At 68.7% G+C, this 19387-nt stretch carries 9 protein-coding genes and 2 pseudogenes; 4 read left to right on the forward strand and 7 right to left on the reverse strand.

Features of this window, described 5'->3' with window-relative positions; all coding sequences use genetic code 11:
* Nucleotides 1–50: 50 nt before the first annotated feature.
* From AB3X08_RS05980 to AB3X08_RS05990, 3 genes are all read right to left on the reverse strand, one after another.
* Entirely contained in the window at nucleotides 51–2438 is a 2388-nt protein-coding gene (locus AB3X08_RS05980; protein ID WP_369936900.1) for a TonB-dependent receptor plug domain-containing protein, read from the reverse strand.
* A 307-nt stretch (nucleotides 2439–2745) separates the two neighbouring features.
* Nucleotides 2746–5130 (reverse strand): TonB-dependent receptor plug domain-containing protein, encoded by a 2385-nt coding sequence (locus AB3X08_RS05985; protein WP_369936901.1) that lies wholly within the window; start codon nucleotides 5128–5130, stop codon nucleotides 2746–2748.
* A 233-nt stretch (nucleotides 5131–5363) separates the two neighbouring features.
* A complete protein-coding gene (locus tag AB3X08_RS05990) occupies nucleotides 5364–7754 on the reverse strand; it encodes a TonB-dependent receptor plug domain-containing protein (protein ID WP_369936903.1) in 2391 nt (796 codons plus the stop codon).
* Between the two features lie 276 nt (nucleotides 7755–8030).
* On the opposite strand from AB3X08_RS05990, the gene AB3X08_RS05995 reads away from it, so the two are divergent.
* Nucleotides 8031–9887, forward strand: coding sequence for an ABC-F family ATP-binding cassette domain-containing protein (locus AB3X08_RS05995; RefSeq protein WP_369936904.1), 1857 nt, complete (start codon nucleotides 8031–8033; stop codon nucleotides 9885–9887).
* 80 nt (nucleotides 9888–9967) lie between these two features.
* Complete coding sequence (locus tag AB3X08_RS06000; protein ID WP_369936905.1) at nucleotides 9968–10471, forward strand: YcxB family protein; 504 nt, start codon at nucleotides 9968–9970, stop codon at nucleotides 10469–10471.
* Nucleotides 10472–10605: 134 nt separating this feature from the next.
* On the opposite strand, the gene AB3X08_RS06005 is transcribed toward AB3X08_RS06000, so the two are convergent.
* Nucleotides 10606–10896 (reverse strand): hypothetical protein, encoded by a 291-nt coding sequence (locus AB3X08_RS06005; RefSeq protein WP_369936907.1) that lies wholly within the window; start codon nucleotides 10894–10896, stop codon nucleotides 10606–10608.
* Between the two features lie 302 nt (nucleotides 10897–11198).
* On the opposite strand from AB3X08_RS06005, the gene AB3X08_RS06010 reads away from it, so the two are divergent.
* Nucleotides 11199–12443: an alpha/beta hydrolase gene (locus AB3X08_RS06010; protein ID WP_369936908.1), complete on the forward strand. Its 1245-nt coding sequence runs from the start codon at nucleotides 11199–11201 to the stop codon at nucleotides 12441–12443.
* Between the two features lie 81 nt (nucleotides 12444–12524).
* Here the strand turns inward: AB3X08_RS06010 and ampR are convergent, their stop codons facing one another.
* Entirely contained in the window at nucleotides 12525–13400 is an 876-nt protein-coding gene (gene ampR, locus AB3X08_RS06015; RefSeq protein WP_369936910.1) for a LysR family transcriptional regulator AmpR, read from the reverse strand.
* A gap of 215 nt (nucleotides 13401–13615) precedes the next feature.
* On the opposite strand from ampR, the pseudogene bla reads away from it, so the two are divergent.
* Nucleotides 13616–14389 (forward strand): annotated as a pseudogene (gene bla / locus AB3X08_RS06020) (class A beta-lactamase); the annotation flags it as partial.
* A 115-nt stretch (nucleotides 14390–14504) separates the two neighbouring features.
* Here the strand turns inward: bla and AB3X08_RS06025 are convergent.
* Both AB3X08_RS06025 and AB3X08_RS06030 read right to left on the reverse strand, forming a co-directional pair.
* Nucleotides 14505–16661: a phosphocholine-specific phospholipase C gene (locus AB3X08_RS06025; RefSeq protein ID WP_369936912.1), complete on the reverse strand. Its 2157-nt coding sequence runs from the start codon at nucleotides 16659–16661 to the stop codon at nucleotides 14505–14507.
* Nucleotides 16662–16744: 83 nt separating this feature from the next.
* Nucleotides 16745–19030 (reverse strand): annotated as a pseudogene (locus AB3X08_RS06030) (TonB-dependent receptor domain-containing protein); the annotation flags it as partial.
* Nucleotides 19031–19387: the final 357 nt, after the last annotated feature.

Here is a 19387-nt window from a genome sequence, read left to right on the forward strand (position 1 = left end):
GGGCTTTTCCTATTTGGCGGCTCGTGCCGCATCGATCTCGATCTGGCGCATTACCACTTGTAGTTGACGTTGGCGTAGGCGAGTGCGCCGTTGAACCCGAACGGCGAGGACGTGCTGTAAGGCAGGTAGGTACGGGTACCGGCACCGGCACGCGACTGGTCGGGATATTCGTTCAGCACGTTGTCGCCGCCGATGGTGAAGTCCCAGTTGCCCAGCTTGTAGCTGGCGGCCAGGTCCAGCGTCCACTTCGCCGCATAGGTCTGGTCGGCGGCCGCGGTGGTGCCGAAGTCGGTGAACTCGCCCCAGCGCGTGGCGGTGGCGGTGAACGACCAGTTGCCCGGCGCCCAGACGCTGCTCAGGAAGAACTTGTCGCGCGGCGCGCCCTTGGTGATGCGGCCGATCTCGGCGCGGCCGATACGCACCGCGGTCGGGTCGATCGCTTCCAGCACCGCCGGGTTCTCGGCGATCTTCTCGATCTCGGTCTTGTTGTAGTTGTAGCCGGCGGTGAGATCGAGGTTGCTGTTGGACAGCGCGATCTTGTAGGTGCCGACCGCGTCCACGCCCTGGGTCTTGGTGTCGATCGCATTGGTGAAGTAGCGTCCGCCGCCGATGCCGGCATAGCCGTTGGCCTGCAGGTAATTGCGCACCGCGGTGGAGGTCAGGTTTTCCGACAGCACGATGCGGTCGTCGATGTCGATGCGGTAGGCGTCGACGGTGACGTACAGCGCATCGACCGGCTGCAGCACCAGGCCCAGGCCGTAGTTCTTCGACTTCTCCGCCTTCAGCGGTTCGGCGCCGAGCGCGACGGCGGCCGGATTGTCGGTGCGGAAGGTGCCGATCTCGAACGGCGTGGCGGTGATGCTGCCGTCGGGCTGGGTGACGTTGATGAAGTTGGTGGCGATGGACTGGAAATACTGCTGTTGCAGCGACGGCGCGCGGAAGCCGGTGGAGGCGGTGGCGCGCAGCGCGACCTTGTCGGTGAACGCGTAGCGCAGCGACAGCTTGCCGGTGCCGGTGTCGCCAAAGTCGCTGTAGTTCTCGTAGCGCCCGGCCAGGCCGGCAGAGAACTTGTCGGTGATGTCGCCTTCCAGGTCCACGTAGGCCGAGTAACTGTTGCGGTCGTAGTGGCCCGAATCGCTGGGCTTGAAGCCGGCGAACACCTGCGCGCCCGGCAGCAGCGTGCCGTTGGCCGAGGGCACGCCGCCGTTGACGTAGGAGGCCACGTCGCCCGGCGATTCGTTGAATTTCTCGCCGCGCCACTCGCCGCCGAAGGCCAGCGTGACCGGGTAGGCCAGGCCGACGTCCAGCGACTTGGTGAAGTCGGCGTTGAGCAGGTTCTGGGTGACTTCCAGGGTGCCGGCATAGAAGTCGGTCGGGCTGCTCGTGCCCAGGCTGTTGTTGAGGCTGTTCTTGACCTCGAAGCTGAGGTTGTTGCGGCCGTAGTTGTAGCTGATGTCGATGCCCAGCCCGCCTTCGGTGCTGGCCTTGAAGCCGCCGACCCAGGACACGTCCTTGCTGACGTTGTAGATCTGCGGGAGGAAGCCGTTCGGATAGATCTCCGGGCGGTTGCGGTTGTCGCCGGACCAGCGGAAATAGCCGTTGGACAGCACTTCGCGGCGGCTGAGCATGCCGTAGGAATAGAAGGTCAGGTACTCGGCCGGGCTGTACTGGCCGTTGTAGGAGAACGCGCCCTGGTCGACGTCGGGGTCGCCGTAGCGCTGCTGCACTTCGCCCTGGTACGGCTTGGCGCGATCGGTCTGGTCCTGGTGGCCGGCCTGCGCGGCGAAATGCACGCTGCCGTTCTCGCCGAACTTGACCCCGGCGTCGCCGGACAGCTGGTACTGCTCGCCGTCGCCGGCGCTGTACTTGCCGTAGCGCGCAGCGATGCTGCCGCCTTCGCCGCTGCCCTTGAGCACGATGTTGATGACCCCGGCGATGGCATCGGAGCCGTACTGCGCCGAGGCGCCGTCGCGCAGCACTTCGATGCGTTCGACCGCGGCGATCGGAATGGTGTTGAGGTCGGCCGGCGACGAGCCGCGGCCCTGCGCGCCGTTGAGGTTGACCAGCGCGGTGGTGTGGTAGCGCTTGCCGTTGACCAGCACCAGCACCTGGTCGGGCGAGAGCCCGCGCAGCTGCGCCGGGCGTACCGCGTCGGAGCCGTCGGTGATCGCCGGGCGCGGGAAGTTCAGCGATGGCACCGCGCGCGACAGTGCGGTGGCCAGTTCGGTGGTGCCGGTGGACTGCAGCATTTCCGGCGAGATGATGTCGATCGGCGAAGCCGATTCGGCCACGGTGCGATCGGCCACGCGGGTGCCGGTGACGATCACCGTATCCAGTGTCTGCGCGCTGGAGGAGGAACTCTGCGCGAGCGCAGGCGTTGCGGAAGTGGTCAGGGCGAGGGCGACGGCAGTGGCGAGAGGACTGAACGTGCGGGTCATTGGCGGGACGGCTCCAAGATGGGGGAAGAGTCGGCGCCGCCGCATTCGCCATCACCCCCTCCCGGGTGTTGCGCCTATGGCGAATGTTGCGGCTGCGGCCATGGGTTACCGGCATATGTCGGATGTGTCAATGTTCTGTTAAACCCGTTTGCGTTGTTGCATTTGCAACGACCGCTGCGGCACTTGCGGCAGAATCGATGCCGCCCTTTGACGTGTTTGTAGACAAAATCGAAAGGCCCCGCAGTGCGGGGCCTTTCGGGTGTGGTGCAGTTCACGTATCGCGCCGCAGGGCGCGATGCGATGGCGATCACCAGCGGTAGTTGATCCGCCCATACACGTACGCGCCATTGAAGCCGTACGGCGAGTAGTTGCTGTAGGGCAGGATCCCGTAGGTGGAGTTGACCAGGTTGCTGGTCTTGTCCGGATACTGATCGAGCAGGTTGTCCGCGCCCAGGGTCAGCGTCCAATTATCGCTGGGCTTGAAGCTGGCCGAGGCGTCCACCACCCAGCTCGCGTCGTAGGTCTGGTCGCGGGCGGCGCTGGCCGAGTTGCGCACGGTGAAATCGCCGTAGCGCGTGGCGGCCAGGTTGAAGTCCCAGTGCTGCAGCTTCCAGGTACCGCTGAGGATGATCTTGTCCTTCGGGAAGCTGTCTTCCAGGCGGCCGATCTCGTCGCGACCCAGCGTGGTCTGGGTCGAGCCGATGTCCACCAGCGCCTGCGGCTGCTGCACCGCGTGGGTGATCTCGGTCTTGCTGTAGCCGTAGCTGGCGGTCAGGTCCAGCGCGCTGGACGCGAACGGGATGGTGTAGGTGCCGACCAGGTCGACGCCGCGGGTGCGGGTGTCGGCCGCGTTGCTGAAGTAACGCACGCTGGTGACGTTGGAATAGCCCAGGCTGCGCAGCTGCGCCAGCACCGCGGCGTCGTTGAGGTTGGAGGACAGCAGGATGCGGTCGTCGATCTTGATCTGGTACGCGTCCAGGGTCACGTACAGGCGCTCGACCGGCTGCAGCACCAGGCCCAGGCTGTAGGACAGCGAGGTCTCTGCCTTCAGCGGCGCGGCGCCCAGCGCCTGGGCCACGGCGCTGTCCACCGGGAAGGTGCCCGATTCGAAGAAGCTGCCGTTGATGTAGCTGCTGGTCACCGCCTGGTATTGCTGTTGCGCCAGCGACGGGGCACGGAAGCCGCTGGCCACGGTGCCGCGCAGCGCCACCTTGTCGGTGAACGCGTAGCGCGCCGACAGCTTGCCCGAGCTCTTGCTGCCGAAGTCCGAATAGTCCTCGTAGCGGCCGGTGAGGCCGGCGGAGAACTTGTCGGTGAAGTCGGCTTCCAGCCCCGCATACACGGCGTAGTTGTGGCGGTCCGAGTGCACCGCGTTGGCCGGCGAGAAGCCGGCGAAGCCCTGCGCGCCACCGGTGGTGCCGGTGTAGGAGGCCAGTTCGCCGGGCGACTGGTTCCACTTCTCCTGGCGGTACTCGGCGCCGAAGGACAGCGTCACCGGATACGCCAGGCCCCATTCCAGCGGCTGGGTGAAATCGGCATTGACGATGTTCTGGGTGTACTCCAGCGCGCCGTCGTAGAAGCTGCTCGGGCTGTCGGTGCCCAGGCTGTAGTTGATGCTGTTGCGGGTGTTGAAGTCGATCTTGTTGTAGCCGTAGTTGTAGCTCACGTCCCAGCCGAAGCCGCCTTCGGTGGTGCCCTTGAGCCCGGCCACCAGCGAGCGGTCCTTGGAGTACTGCTCGATCTGCGGCACGTAGCCCTCGGGATAGGTCTGCGCCAGCAGCGCGCTCTGGCCGTTGTGGTTGCGCGAGCGGTAGAACGCGAAGGAGGTGATGTCGCGGTTGCTGGCGATGGCCGTGGCGTAGCCGGTGACGTGGTCGCTGAAGCGGAACTCGCCGTTGGCCGAGACCGCGGTCGCGTCGACCTGCGGATCGCCGTAGACGAAGGTGGTCTCGCCGATGCCCGGGTAGTTGCCGGTGTTCGGCGCGGTGCCCTGGTACGGGCCGGCGCGGTTGGTCTCGTCCTGCTGGCTGATCTGCGCGGCCACATGCAGGCTGCCGCGGCCATCGCCGAAGCCGACGCCGGCGTCGCCGGAGAGCTGCGACTTGGCGCCGTCGCCGGCCGAATACTGGCCGTGGTCGATCGCCAGGCTGCCGCCTTCGCTGGAGCCCTTGAGCACGATGTTGATCACCCCGGCGATGGCGTCGGAGCCGTACTGCGCCGAGGCGCCGTCGCGCAGCACTTCCACGCGCTCGATCGCCGCGATCGGGATCGCGTTGATGTCCACCGCCGAGGCGCCGCGGCCGATGCTGCCGTTGACGTTGATCTGCGCGGAGGTATGGCGGCGCTTGCCGTTGACCAGCACCAGAACCTGATCCGGTGACAGCCCACGCAGCTGCGCCGGGCGGATGCCGCTGGTGCCGTCGGTCAGCGCCGGGCGCGGGAAGTTCAGCGAAGGCAGCACGCGCGACAGCGCGGTGGCCAGCTCCGAGGTGCCGGTGGACTGCAGCGCTTCGGTGCTGATGATGTCGATCGGCGACTGCGACTCGGCCACGGTGCGGTCGCTGACCCGGGTGCCGGTGACGATGACGGTGTCGAGCGTGCTCGGGGTATCGGGGGTGGCCTGGGCCAGGACCGGAGGGGCGGCGAGGGCGGCGAGCACGGCGCTCGCCAACAGGGACAACGGACGGTTCATGGAAACTCCAGCGGATGCCGAAACGGCAAAGGGGGCGGTCGCTGTGCGACGCGGGCCATGCGGGCCTGCCCCGGGAATCGTTATTATTGTTTAACAATCGCGCGGCAGTGCAGCATGCCTCAGCATGTTCTTATGCATTTCGGTTCTAAGCGGAGTGGTGGCACCGCCCCAATGGCACAGGCCGCTCGCTTCATCGGGGCGGGCGGCCTGTGCCAGGTCCGGCGGTTGCGAGGCTAGAAGCGGTAGCTCACGCGGCCGAACCAGTAGCGGCCGTTGAAGCCGAACGGGGATAGCGACGAGTACTGCAGGCCGCTGGGGCGATCCTCGTAGATGTTGTTCGGCGCCGAACGGGTCGGATACTGGTTGGTGAGGTTGTCCGCGCCCACGCTGAAGGTGAGGTCGCGCCAGGTGTAGCTGGTGGACAGGTTCAACAGCCAGCGTGCGGCGAAGGTCTGGTCCTGGCTGCCGTCGTCGTTGTCGCCGCGGCGGGTGACCGCGCCGTAGCGGGTGGCATCGCCGCGCACGCTCCAGCCGGCAAGGGTCCATTCGGCGCTGAGCACGTACTTGGTGCGCGGGGTGGCGTCGGTCAGCAGGCCCTGGCTGGCGCGCCGGAAGTTGGGATCGGAGACCTCCAGGATCTCGGTCTTGTTGTAGTTGGCGCTCAGGCTCAGGTTGAGCCTGCCGGCCTGCTCCAGATCGAGCAGATAGTTGTTCACCCAGTCGACGCCGCGGGTCCGGGTGGTCGCGCCGTTGACGAAGAACTGCACCGCGGTGACCTGCCCGATCGGCACGGCCAGCGACAGCTGGTCCGAATACAGGATCTGGTCCCAGATGCGGATCTGGTACAGGTCCACGGTGGAGCTGAAGTCGGTGCCGGCCTGCCACACCGCGCCGATGCTGTAGTTGCTGGATTTTTCCGGGGTCAGCGGTTTGGCGCCGAGCGCGATGGCCACCGGGTCGGAGGTGCGGTAGGTGCCGATCTGGGTCAGTTGCCCGTTCTGCAGCAGGGTCACCACCGAAGCGTAGTTCTGCTGCGCCAGCGACGGCGCGCGGAAGCCGTTGGAGATGGTGCCGCGCAGGGCGAAGGCGTCGCTGAGCTGGTAGCGCGCCGACAGCTTGCCGGAGCGGGTGGAGCCGGCATCGCTGTAGTCCTCGTAACGCGCGGCCAGGCCGCCGGAGAGTCTCTCGCTCAGGTCGGCCTCCAGATCGGCATAGACCGCCTTGCTGTGCCGCTCGAAGTCGCCGGCCACCGCCGGCGACAGGCCGGGGAACACCTGCGAGCCGCCGGGATAGGCGCTACCGGTGTCCGGATTGATCGTGGTCGGGTCGAAGAAGTAGGAGTCCGGCGAGCCGGCGCGGACCGCGTATTTGTCCTGCCGGTATTCGGCGCCGAAGGCCAGGTTGACCGGATAGGCCAGGCCCCAGTCCAAGGATTTGCTGAAGTCCGCATTGAGCACGCCCTGCCGATTGCGGAAGCCGCCGGCATTGAAGCGGGTGGGCGAGGCGCCGGTGGTCCAGTACAGATTGGTGTTGATGGTGTTGAGCAGGTTGAAGGTCACGTCGTTCTCGCCGTAGTCGGCGGAGACGTCCCAGCTCCAGTCGCTGTCGGTGCTGCCCTTCAGGCCGAGCACCGCGGCGCGGTCGTTGGACGGGTTGTAGATCTGCGGCAGGAAGCCGTTGGGATAGATCGCCTGCACGTTGCGGTCGCTGTTGTCCCAGGCGCGGTAGTAGCCGTTGGACACCACCTCGCGGCGGCTGAAATTGGCATAGCCGTACAGGTCGATGCGCGGGGTCAGCGCATAGCCGAAGCTGAGCAGGCCCTGGTAGGTCTTGACCGCGGGGTCGCCGTAGCGCTGGTAGGGGATGCCGCTGGGATTGTCGGCGCCGGGCAGGGTGGTGGCCTTGTCGGTGTTCTCGGCGCGGTTGGTGTTCATGGCGTTCTGGTAGTTCCAGGACAGCCGCACCCAGCCGGGCGCTTCGCCGTCGCTGGCGCCGCCGAAGGCCAGCCCGTACGAGCCGTCCACGCCGTTTTGCGCGCCGTCGCCCTTGTCCATGATGCCGCCGTTGACCGAGACGCTGTTGCTGCCGGGCTTGGCGCCGTGCTTGAGCACGATGTTGATCACCCCGGCGATCGCATCGGAGCCGTACTGCGCGGAGGCCCCGTCGCGCAGCACCTCGATGCGCGCGATCGCCGACATCGGGATCGAATTGAGATCGGCCGGCGCCGAGCCGCGGCCGACCGACGGGTTGTAGTTGACCAGCGAGGTGGTGTGGTAGCGCTTGCCGTCCACCAGCACCAGCACCGCATCGGGTGACAGGCCGCGCAGGGTCGCCGGGCGCAGTGCATCGTTGCCGTCGTTGATCGCCGGGCGCGGGAAGTTCAGCGACGGCAGCAGCTTGCCCAACGCACTGCCCAGGTCGCTGGCGCCGGTCGCCTGCAGCGATTCCGGGCCGATGATATCGATCGGCGATTGCGATTCGGCCACCGTGCGGTCGGCGATGCGGGTGCCGGTGACGATGATGTTGTCCAGGGTCTTGGGCGCGGGGTCCTGCTGGGCGACGCTGGTGCCGGAGGCGAGGGCGAGCAGGATGGCGCTGGCCAGGGGGAGCGGGCGATGCTTCATCGTACGGAGACTCCAGTGGCTGGGGGGGTGGCATGGGTCTGAGTGCCTAAGGCAGACGCGCATGCTGCGTTGCAGCAATGCGTCATCCCGATTGAAATGTTTTTTTCATCTGGCCGCGTATACAAAAACGGTATTGGGTCCAGTTCCCGGGTCCGGAGGGGCGGACCCGGGCCCTGCGCGGCAGAGGCGTTGGCCGGCCGCTGCCCGGGTCCGGGGTGGGCCATCCGTGGCGAAGCGGCTACACTGCCGCCTCGAACGTCGAGTGCCCCCCTTCCCGTGATTTCCCTCAGAAACTTCGCCATGCGCCGCGGCGAGCGGCTGCTGTTGTCCAACGTCGACCTCACCTTGCATGCCGGCTACCGCGTGGGCGTGGTGGGACGCAACGGCACCGGCAAGTCCAGCCTGTTCGCGGCGATCCGCGGCGAGCTGGAGGCGGACAAGGGCGATGTGGAGCTGCCCGGCAAGCTGCGTACCGCCAGCGTCGCCCAGGAAACGCCGTCGCTGCCGGATCCGGCCCTGGACTTCGTGCTCGGCGGCGACACCGAGGTGGCCGCGGCGCTGCAGGCCGAGGCCGCCGCGCTGGCCGCCGAGGACTGGGAGGCGGTGGCCGCAGCGCACGTACGCTTGGAGGAGGTCGGCGGCTACGACGGCACCGCGCGCGCTGGCAAGCTGCTGCACGGCCTGGGCTTCCCGGCGGCGACGCATTCGCGTCCGGTCAAGGATTTCTCCGGCGGCTGGCGGGTGCGGCTGAACCTGGCGCGGGCGCTGATGATGCCCTCCGACCTGCTGCTGCTCGATGAGCCGACCAACCACCTGGACATGGACGCGGTGCTGTGGCTGGAGCAGTGGCTGCTGAAGTACCCGGGCACCCTGCTGCTGATCAGCCACGACCGCGAATTCCTCGATAACGTCGCCACCCACACCCTGCATCTGCATGGCGGTGGCGCCAAGCTGTACGTCGGCGGCTACACCGATTTCGAGCGCCAGCGCACCGAGCAGCTGCGCCAGCAGCAGATCGCGCACGAGAAGGAACAGGCCGAGCGCGCCCACCTGCAGAGCTTCATCGACCGCTTCAAGGCGCAGGCCAGCAAGGCCAGCCAGGCGCAGAGCCGGATGAAGCGGCTGGCGAAGATGGCCGGCACCGAGGCGGTGCGCGCCGAGCGCGAGTTCCGCATCGAGTTCGCGCAGCCCAACCGCCTGCCGCATTCGCTGATCCGGCTCAACCATGCCGACTGCGGCTACGGCAGCGAGGTGATCCTGCGCCAGGCCGGGTTCGGCCTGGAAGCGGGCGATCGCATCGGCCTGCTCGGCCCTAACGGCGCCGGCAAGTCGACCCTGGTCAAGAGCCTGGTCGGCGAGATTCCGCTGCTCAGCGGCGAGCGCAGCGCGCACCCGGACCTGCGCATCGGCTACTTCGCCCAGCACACGGTGGAGTCGCTGCACGAAGGGCAGTCGCCGATCGACCATTTCCGCGAGATTTCCCCGGACGCGTCGATCCAGGCGTTCCGCGATTTCCTGGGCAAGTGGAACTTCCCCGGCGACCGCGCGTTCGAAGTGGTGGACGGCTTCTCCGGTGGCGAGCGCGCGCGCCTGGCGCTGTCGCTGATCGCCTGGCAGCAGCCGAACGTGCTGCTGCTGGACGAGCCGACCAACCATTTGGACCTGGAGATGCGCGAGGCGCTGGCCGAGGCGCTGAGCGACTTCGACGGCGCGATCGTGATGGTCTCGCACGACCGCCACCTGATCGGCTTGGTCTGCGACACCTTCTGGCGCGTGGCCGATGGCGTGGTCGAGCCGTTTGACGGCGACTTGGACGAATACGCGGCATGGCTGCGCAGCCGCCCCGCCGCGCAGGGCACCAAGCAGAAGATGGCCGAGGCCGCGCCGACCCCGCCGCCGCCGGTCAAGCCGCTGCCGGCGAAGAAGCCGCCGAACCCGCACAAGCTGGCCGCCGCCGAGAAGCGCGTCGGCGAACTGGAAGCGGCGCTGGCCGAGCTCGACCGCCAGCTCGCCGATCCCAGGCATTACGCCGACGCGGAAAAGATGGCGGTGCTGGGCCGCGACCGCGAAGCCACCGCGCAGCAGCTGGCGCAGGCCGAGCAGGGGTGGATGGAGTTGATCGAGGGCGCGTAGCGCGCCGTTCCGTGCGGCATCGCGTGTGCATGCCGTTCCGCTAAGCTGTGGCGTCAAGCCGGAGACGCTGGGAGGCAACCGTGATCAGCGGCATCATCAGTGTGGACGACTATCTGGCCGCGCAACGCCTGCACACCCGCCACCAGCTGCGGCGCGCCTTGGCGGTGCTGACGGTTGCCTTGCTGGTCGGGCTGGTGCTGGTGCTGTCGTTGCCGTCCAAGGCCACGGTGTTCGGCGCCATGCTGATCGGCGGAGGCGGCGGTGGGTTGATCGGCCTTGGCATCACGCGCGCGTGGATACTGCCGCGCAAGGTGCGGCGCCTGCATGCGCAGCAGGCCACGCTGCGGCATGTCATCACCTATGCCTGGGATGAGACCGAGATCGAGGTCTCGTGGGCGGGTGGACGGACGCGCCATCCCTGGACCGACTATGTCCGCTATCGCGAGAACGCGCAGCTGCTGTTGCTGTACCACAACGACCTGCTGTTCGAGCTGGTGCCCATGTCGTGGTTCACCGATGACGCCCAGCGGGAAGCGTTTCGGCGCCTGGCCACGCGGGTGGGAACCGCTGCCCGCGCCGCATAGCGCGCATATCGCAGTGCGCATGCCAGCGGCACACGAACCCGAATAGCACGCGGCCATGTGCCATGTGCGGGCGGCAGCGATGGCATCGTGCCGGGCCGATGCCCTTTGCGCGTGGCGCCGGCTGCCCGGGTGACTCAGGCGGCGGCGCTGGCCACGACCAGCAGGCCGCCGGCGATGGCGGCCCAGTCCAGCGGCGTGCGCGAGCGCAGGCCGCGCAGCGACGGACGTGCCGTTGGCGTCGGCCGCAAGCCGGCCTTGATCCCCATCAAGGCCAGGCCGGCCGCGCTCAGCGCCCAGTGCCACTCGCTCGCGCCGCTGCGCAGGAAATAGGCCAGGTGCAGCGCGCACAGACAGGCCAGCACGGCGGCCAGGACGATGTCGCGCGAAACCAGGGCCGGACGTGCGGCCATGACGATACGGTTCATTGCGTGTTCCCCCCAGGAACGTGATCGCCTTCCCCTGGCGCACATTACGACTGCGACCAGGATCATAGTTCTGGGTTCGAGCGCCGCCAAGCGGCACTGCACAAATTATTCACATGCCCTGTGCTGCGTGCCCGAGACCCCGTTTGCCGGCACACCGCTTGGCGGTTGCGCCGGCGATGGCCGGTTCCGGTCCCGGTCTGCGTTCAACCAGGGTGGTGCGGACTTAGCGCCAGTGTCTGCGGCGAATGCAGCGGGCGATGCGGACGTGCCGACGGCAATGGAGACCTCTCAAGGAGCGCGGCATGAACCGAATGGTGGCGACAACACTGGTATGCGCGTTTCTGGCCGGCTGCAGCAGCTACGGCCAGCAGCGCACGCAGCGGACGATTTGCCACGAGGCCTCGTCGCTGAGCGGCGAGTGCAAGGGGGCAGAGTTCATCGTGCTGGACGGCGACGGCACGGCACCGGCGCCGGCGCTGGCCTTCGTCGAGTTCGACCAGAACGGTACGCCCTACGATCCAGCGTCCATCGACGATGTCATCGGCAAGATCGCCACGGCCTCGGCGCAGCCGCCGCAGCGCCAGCTGCTGGTGGTGTTCATCCATGGCTGGAACCACAACGCGGCACAGAGCGACGGCAATGTCATCGCCTTCAAGGCCTTCCTGCGCCAGTTGCAGGCGCAAGAACAGGTGTTGGCGGTGGGCAAGCGGCGTGCGGTGGTCGGCGTGTACCTGGGGTGGCAGGCCAAGGCCTCGGACAACAGCCTGCTCGAACTGCTTTCGTACCGGGACAAAAAGGAGCTGGGGCTGACCACCGGCGTGCAGGGCGTGCGCGGCGTGCTGGAGCGCCTGGCCACACTGCGCCGCGCTGCGCCGGAAAGCCGCCTGGTGCTGATCGGGCACAGCTTCGGCGGTGGCGTGCTGTTCACCGCGGTCAAGGACCGCATCGTCGCCGCCATCGCCGATCCGCAGGCGCCCAGGCAGAAGGCGTATGGCGATCTGGTGATCCTGCTCAATCCGGCGATCGAGGCCGAGCAGTTCGTGGCGCTGCACCAGACGGTCGCGCAGACCACGTTCCCTGCCTGCGAGCCGCTGGCGATGGCCAGCTTCACCTCGGACGCCGACACCGCGCTGTCCAGGGAATTCCCGCGCGGCATGCGCCTGTTCTATCCGCAGCGGCTGGCGGTGGCGAGCGCGGACGAAGCGGAACGGATCACCACGCCGTACGGTCTGTATGCGCCATTTTCCCACTATCGGCTGCGTGTGTTGCCGGATGCGACGGCGCAAACCGCGCTGACCCCGGCGGCGTTCACCGCGGCGGCGCGCACCTGGGGTGGCTTCAGGGCCGGGACCGGCGCGTTCGCGCTGGGCGGAATCGCGTTGGCGCCCAACGCGGCGCCGGCGCCGCAGCCATGGGTGCCGCTGTTGAACGTGCGCGTGGACAAGGCGCTGATCCAGGAACACAACGCGATCTGGGATCCCAGGTTCGCCTATTTCATCCGCGGCCTGGTCGGCATGGAATTCGCCAAGGGCGACGCCTGCCGGTGACGCGACGGCACGCGCGGCATCGCGCTTGCGGGTCAGGGCGCGAGCGCATCGCGGTGCATGGCTCGCCGGCGCGCGCTGCGCTCAGCCCGCCGCGGCCTGCTCGGCCAGCAGCCATTCGCGCAGGCGCCGCCCGGCGTCGCTTTCCGCGCGCGAGCGCAGCCGGGTGAGCCAGTAGCGCCCGGCGTCGATGCGGACCGGGAACGGCGCCAGCAGGCGTCCGGCATCCAGGTCCTGGGCGAACATCCGCAGCGGCAGCAGGGCCACGCCCGCGCCGGCCGCGGCGGCGCTGGCCAGGGTCAGCGAGGAATCGCAGATCGGCCCGCCGGCGACCACTTCCGGCGCGCCGGCGGCCTGCAGCCAGCGCGGCCATTCGTCGAGCCGATAGGAGCGCAACAGCGGCACGCCGCCCAGGTCGGCCGGTACGCGCAACGCGCGCGCCAGCGCCGGCGCGCACACCGGCGCGAACGGCGCATCCAGGATCGGCGTGGCGCACTGGCCCTGCCAATCGCCGTCGCCGAAGCGGATCGCCAGGTCCAGGCCTTCGCCGGCCAGATCGACCCGGTTGTTGTGGGTGTGCACGCGCAGTTCGATGTCCGCATGCGCGGCGTGGAAGGCGTCCAGCCGCGGCAGCAGCCAGCCCACCGCGAAGGTGCCGACCACGCCGATGCTCAGCGTCTCGCGGTAGTGACCGCCGGAGAAGCGCTGCAGAGTGGCGGCGATGCGGTCGAAGGCCTCGGTCAGTACCGGATGCAGGCGCTGGCCTTCGTCGGTCAACGCCACGCCGCGCGGCAGGCGCTGGAACAGGACCACGCCCAGGCGCGCTTCCAGTTGCTTGATCTGGTGGCTGAGCGCGGCCTGGGTCACGCACAGCTCGGCGGCGGCGCGGGTCAGGTTCTGATGCCGCGCGGCGGCTTCGAAGGCGCGCAGGGCGTTCAACGGCAGCTGTGGGCGGATCATCGTGCGCCATTAGTTATTTTTATGATTGCGATTGAATAACCTCGCTGGTGGGGCGCGGTCAAGCTGCGCATGATCGGGTCTTCCGATGGAGGTGGACGATGCTGGCGAGACGACGATTCCTGCAGGGCATGGGGCTGGCGACGGCCGCGCTGGCGGTTGCGGCGGTGGATGCGAAAGCGCCGAAAAACCAGGCGCCGACGTTGGCGCAGCGGCTGGCCGCGATCGAGCGGCACACGGGCGGGCGGCTCGGTGTGACGCTGCTCGACGGCAGCGGCGCCGTGCTCGGCGGGCAGCGCCAGGACGAGCGCTTCCCGATGTGCAGCACCTTCAAATTTGTATTGGCGGCCGCGGTGCTGCAGCGGGTGGACCGCGGCGAACTGAGCTTGCGACAACCGGTGCGGATCCGCGCCGAGGACATGGTGTCGCACGCGCCGGTCACCGAGCGCCATGTCGGCGGCACCTTGAGCGTGGCCGAGTTGTGCCGGGCGACGATGATCTTCAGCGACAACCCGGCGGCCAACCTGCTGTTCCCGCTGGTCGGCGATCCGCCCGGGCTGACCCGTTTCCTGCGCGGCCTCGGCGATGCGCAGACCCGCAGCGATCGCCACGAGCCGGAGATGAACCGGTTCGCCGCCGGCGACCCGCGCGATACCACCACCCCGGCGGCGATGGCCGCGACCCTGCGCGCATTGCTGGTCGGCGGCGCGTTGCAGCCGGCGTCGCGCCAGCAGCTGACCGCATGGATGCTCGACAACCGCACCGGCGACGATTGCCTGCGCGCCGGTCTGCCGCCGGGCTGGAAGATCGGCGACAAGACCGGCAGCAACGGCACCGATACCCGCAACGACATCGCCATCGTGTGGCCGCCAGGCCGGCGCATGCCGTTGCTGCTGACCGCCTATCTCAATGGCGCCAAAGTCGATGATGCCGCCCGCGACGCGGCGCTGAAGGCGGTGGCGATCGCGGTGCGCGAAACCCTCGTGGGTTGAGCGTTGCCGCGCCGCCACGCCGCACGCGTTTGCGGCGTTGCCATCGCGCCACTCGGGCATCGCATGCCTCCATGCGCTCGCCGATCCCGAACTTCCAATCCCACCTCCGCCCGCCTCAAGCGGGCCCAGGTCCATCGAAGGTCGGCGTGTCGTCCTGATACAGCCGCGCCGGTCCGCCCATCGCCGGATCGCTGACGCCGGGTTTGCCGGTTTCCACGCGCCCAGCCAGACGCTGGCGCGCGCCGTCCTGGATCAGCCACAGGTCGTACCAGCCGCCGGTCGGTGACGCGCTCCAACTGCGCCGTTGCTCGGTACCCGGCGCCAGCAGCACGCTGTCGCGCGGTTGCGCGTGCGCATACGCGCCCGGCTGCAGTTCCACGCGCAGCGCGCTGCTGCCGGGATTGCGCAGCAGCAGGCACAGCGCCTGCGGATCGTGCGCGTCCTGGGCGATCTCGGCCTGCAGTGGCGCTGCGTCGAGGTCGCCGCGGTAGTGGCGATGGAAGCCGTTGGGGCCGAGCAGCCACAGGTCGTAGCGGCCGTCGTAAGTGGTCCAGGTGGCGTCCAGCGTGGCCCCGGGGCCGAGTGTGTAGCGCCGCGGAATCGTGGCCAGGTCGTAGCGGTCGTAGACGTGCAGCACCGCGGCCGCGCCGGCATTGCCCAGCCGCAGCAGCACTTCGCCGCGTGCATCCACGTGCTGTAACTGCACCGTGGGGCGATACGGCACCGCGCGCGACCGGCGCACGCCGAACGGCTGCTGCGGCGCCTGCACGGTGTCCGGCAGCCGCGGCAGCGCATGCTCGTGCAGGGCGGCCGCGCGCGCGGCCGCGGCGCCGACGTAGGGCAGCGCGGCGAAGAACGGGCGCGTATCGGCCTGGCGGAAATCGAAGGCATCCACCAGGTCGCCGCAGACCGCGCGGCGCCACGGCGTCAGCCCGCTGGCGGCGACGCCGAAGCGGCGTTCCAGCAGGCGCAGCACCGAGGTGTGGTCGTAGACCTGCGAGTCGACCCAGCCGCCGCGGCTCCATGGCGAGATCACGTACATCGGTACCCGCGGACCCAGCCCGTAGGGCCGGCCGCGCAGCTCGGGCAGGTCGGCCTTTTCGTCGCCCGGTGCCGGATGCAGGTGGTATTCGCCGTCGGTGCTCACCGTGGATGCGCCGGCCCAGCCGCCGGCCGCCATCGGATCGGGCGAGGGTGGTGCCGGCGGCGGCACGTGGTCGAAGAAGCCGTCGTTCTCGTCGAACATCAGCAACAGCGCGGTGCGCGACCAGACCTTCGGGTCGGCGGTCAACGCATCCAGCACGCGCGCGGTGTAGGCCGCGCCCTGCGCGGGACTGGACGGATCGGGGTGCTCGCTGCCGGCGGCATCGGCGATGATGAAGCTCACCGCCGGCAGGCGCGCGCCGAGCACGTCCTCGCGCAGCTGCGCCAGCGTGCGCGTGCCGACCCCGCGTTCGCGTAGGTGCGGATCGTGCCCCGGCGCGGTGCGCCACGCGGCGCGGAACGGGGCGAAGCCGGCCAGCGGGTTGTCGGTGAAGTTGTCGGCCATGTCCTGGTAGATCTGCCAGGACACGCCGGCCTGCTGCAGCGCTTCCACGTAGCTGGGCCAGCGGTAGTCGTCCGCGTATCCGCCCAGTTCGGGAAAGTTGTCGTGCGAGTTGGCGATCACCGGCCCGCCGGCGCGCGCCTGCGGATCGTTCTGGCCGGTCCACAGGAACACGCGGTTGGGATTGGTGCCGGCCTGGATCGCGCAGTGGTAGGCGTCGCACAGGGTGAAGGCCTCGGCCAGCGCGAACTGGAACGGCAGGTCGTCGCGTTCGAAGTGGGCCAGCGCATGGTCGTGCTTGGCCGCGGCCCAATGGCCCATGCGGCCATGGTCCCAGGCCTGCTGCGCATTGGGCCAGGTGTGCGGGGTGCCCTGCACGCGCATGCTGCGGAAGTCGCGCGCGGTGTGCAGCGGGAACGGCGTCAGCAGCCGGCTGCCGTCTTCGCTGGGTTGCAGCCAGACGGTGCGCGCGGCGATGCCGGGCAACGGCGGCGCCGGGATCGGGAAGCGGTCGCCGAAGCCGCGCGCGCCGGCGAAGCTGCCGAAGTAGTGGTCGAAGGCGCGGTTCTCCTGCATCAGGATCACCACGTGTTGCAGGTCCTGCAGGGTGCCGCTGCGTACGTCGGGGGCGATCGCCGCGGCGCGGGCGATGCTGGGCGGCAACAGCGCGGCGGCGGCGCCGGCGACGCCAGCCTGGAGCAGGCGGCGGCGGGGAAGATCGGTCATGGCGGGCACCGGCAGGACGGGACGAAAAAGGCTCGCCGGCGGCGCCAGGCCGCCGGCGAGGACGCAGCATGCGGGCTGCGCGATTACAGATCCAGCGTCAGGGTCAGGCCGACGGTGCGCGGTGCGGCGATGAACGCGCTGTCGCTGCCGTCCACGCCTTCCAGATAGCGCTTGTCGGTGAGGTTGCTGACGTTGAGGTCCAGCTTCATGCCCTGCAACTGCGCCGACAGCTGCGACAGGCTCAGGCCCAGGTGCGCGTCGAAGGTGGTGACGCCGTCCAGGCTGTTGCTGTTGGACGCATCCAGGTAGCGCTTGCCGAGGTAGCGCCCGGAGATGCCGAACGCCCACGCCTGGCCCTGCCAGTCGGCCGAGGCCACCAGGGTGTTGCGCGGCTGCCCGATCACCTGCGAGCCGGGGGTGATCTCCAGTGCCGTGTCGCGCGCGGCGTCGCCGCTGCCCAGGTAGGTCGCTTTGTTGAAGGTGTAGGCGCCGTTGACCCGCCAGCCGTTGTCCCAGCCGTAGCCCAGTGCCGCTTCCACGCCGCGCGCATGCACGCCGCCGAAGTTCTCGTAGACGCCGTCGGTCTCGCCGAGATAGTCGATGCCGCTGACGAAGTTGGCCGGCACGTAGACGATGCGGTTGTCGAAGCGGATGTCGTACATGGTGACGCTGCCGGTCAGCGGCCAGCGGCTCATGCGCAGGCCCAGCTCGATGTTGTCGGCGGTCTCCGGCTTGACCCGGCTCAGCGCCACCGCGTCGGTCTCGCCGAGCACGCCGGAAGGAATCGCGGCGAAGTTCTGCGAGTAGCCGGCGAAGGCTTCCAGGCCCTTCACCGGGGTGGTCCAGGTCAGGCCGGCGGAGAACAGCGGATCGGAGTGCGAGTCCGACTCGACGTGTTCGCTGTCGCCGATGCGGCGGTCGCGGGTCTGGTCGACGAAGAACTGCTTGACCCCCACGCGCCAGGCGAAGTTGCCGTAACGCATCATGTCTTCGACGTAGTACATGCGCTCGTCGGTGTCGTAGTCGTCCTTGAACTGCACCCAGTACGGCACGTGGTCGAAGGCGATATTGGTGCCGACGTCGAGCAGCCGATGCCAGTCGCGGGTGACGCTGCGCCGGTAGGTTTCCAGCCACACGCCGCTGCGCACGGTGTTGTCGATCGCGCCCAGGTCGGTGCGCCATTCGGCATCGGCGGTGACGCCGGCGCGGTGGTTGTCGTAATGGCTGTGGCGGTAGGACTGCACCGCCTGCGAGCCGGCCGGATAGCAGGCCGGATCGGATTCGGCCGGCAGCGTCGCGCTGCCGCTGCAGCCGGCCAGCATCGTCGCCGCCGCGCCGCTGGGGGTGACGAAGTAGATCTTGCCCAGGTCGCTGCCGCCGTACACGGTGTGCCCGCCGGTGTATTCGGACTCGGGCTTGCCGCTGCCGTCGTCGGTCACGTCCACCAGGTACGGCGGGATCCAGTCGCCGCGGCCTTGCATGCGATGCGCGTAGCCGGCGAGCGTGGCCTTGAAGCCGTTGCCGCCGTCGAACGCGCCGCGCAGGTAGCCGAAGGTGTTCTTGCGCAGCGCGCGCGAGCCGGAACGGTAGTTCTGGTCCAGATACGGAATGCCGGCGAGGGTGCCGGTCAGCAGGTCGTGTTCGGGATCGCGCGCGAACTGCTCGGGGGTGACGCTGCTGTACTCGGATTCGTCGGCGTCGTCGTAGGACAGGTAACCGCTGAGCTTCCACGCACCCAGGTCGCTGTCGAACTTGCCTGCGAGATGATCGCGGGTGGTGTGGCCGCTGCCGTCGATCCAGTCGGTGTTGCTGCTGTGCGAGGCGCTGAGCCAGGCCTTGCTGCTGCCGATCAGGCCGGTGTCGTAGCGCGCGTAGTACTTGCGCGCATCGTTGTCGCCGATGCCCACTGCCATGCGCACGCGCTGCGCGTCGAGCGGTTCGCTGGTCAGGTAGTTGAGCGTGCCGCCCAGCGCTTCGTTGGAGCGCGAGGCGATGTCGGCGGTGCCCTGGCTGACTTCGACCGTTTCCAGGTCGAGCGTGTCGATGAAGCGGTTGGCCTTGGAGCCGCCGCCATAGGCCGAGCCGCCGTTGGGCAGGCCGTCGATGGTGGTGCCGATCTGCTGCGTATCGCGGTTGCTGACGAAGCCGCGCATGCTGATCTGCGTGCCCCAGTCGGAGGAGCCGAACGCATCGGCTTCGGTCACGATCACGCCGGGCAGTTCGTTGAGCACGTCGTTGACGCTGCCCATCGCGAACTGGCGGTCCAGCATCTCCTTGCTGACGCTGGTCTTGGCGTAGGTGGTGGCCTGGCCGACGACCTGCACCTGGTCCAGGGTGGAGACTTGCGCATCGGCGTCGGCGGCGGGAGCGCCGGCCTCGCTGGCGGCCTGGGCGTGGGCGACCATCGCCGACAGCAGCAGGGCGAGGGCCGTGCGCCGCGGGGCACGGAAACGTTTCGGAAAATTCATCAAGGGGGAACGTGTGTGGGGGTGTGTGATGGTGTCGACACATGGTTGCGTGGTTGTGACTGCCTGTTTGCGCCAGACGCCACGGCGTGCGCGTATGCGAAAGACGGCTGGCGCAGCGTGTGTACTCGCGGCGAAGCGTGCGATCCGCATCGTCGTTGCCGACGCAGCCGGCATCAGGCGCGTCGTGCGGTGCAGTGCGGGTCGAGCAGGTAGCCGGTGTTCGCGCCGGTGCGATGTGACGACACGCGCGCACGCCAC

The sequence above is a fragment of the Xanthomonas sp. DAR 34887 genome, assembly GCF_041245805.1.
GTDB classification, from domain to species: Bacteria; Pseudomonadota; Gammaproteobacteria; order Xanthomonadales; family Xanthomonadaceae; genus Xanthomonas_A; species Xanthomonas_A tesorieronis.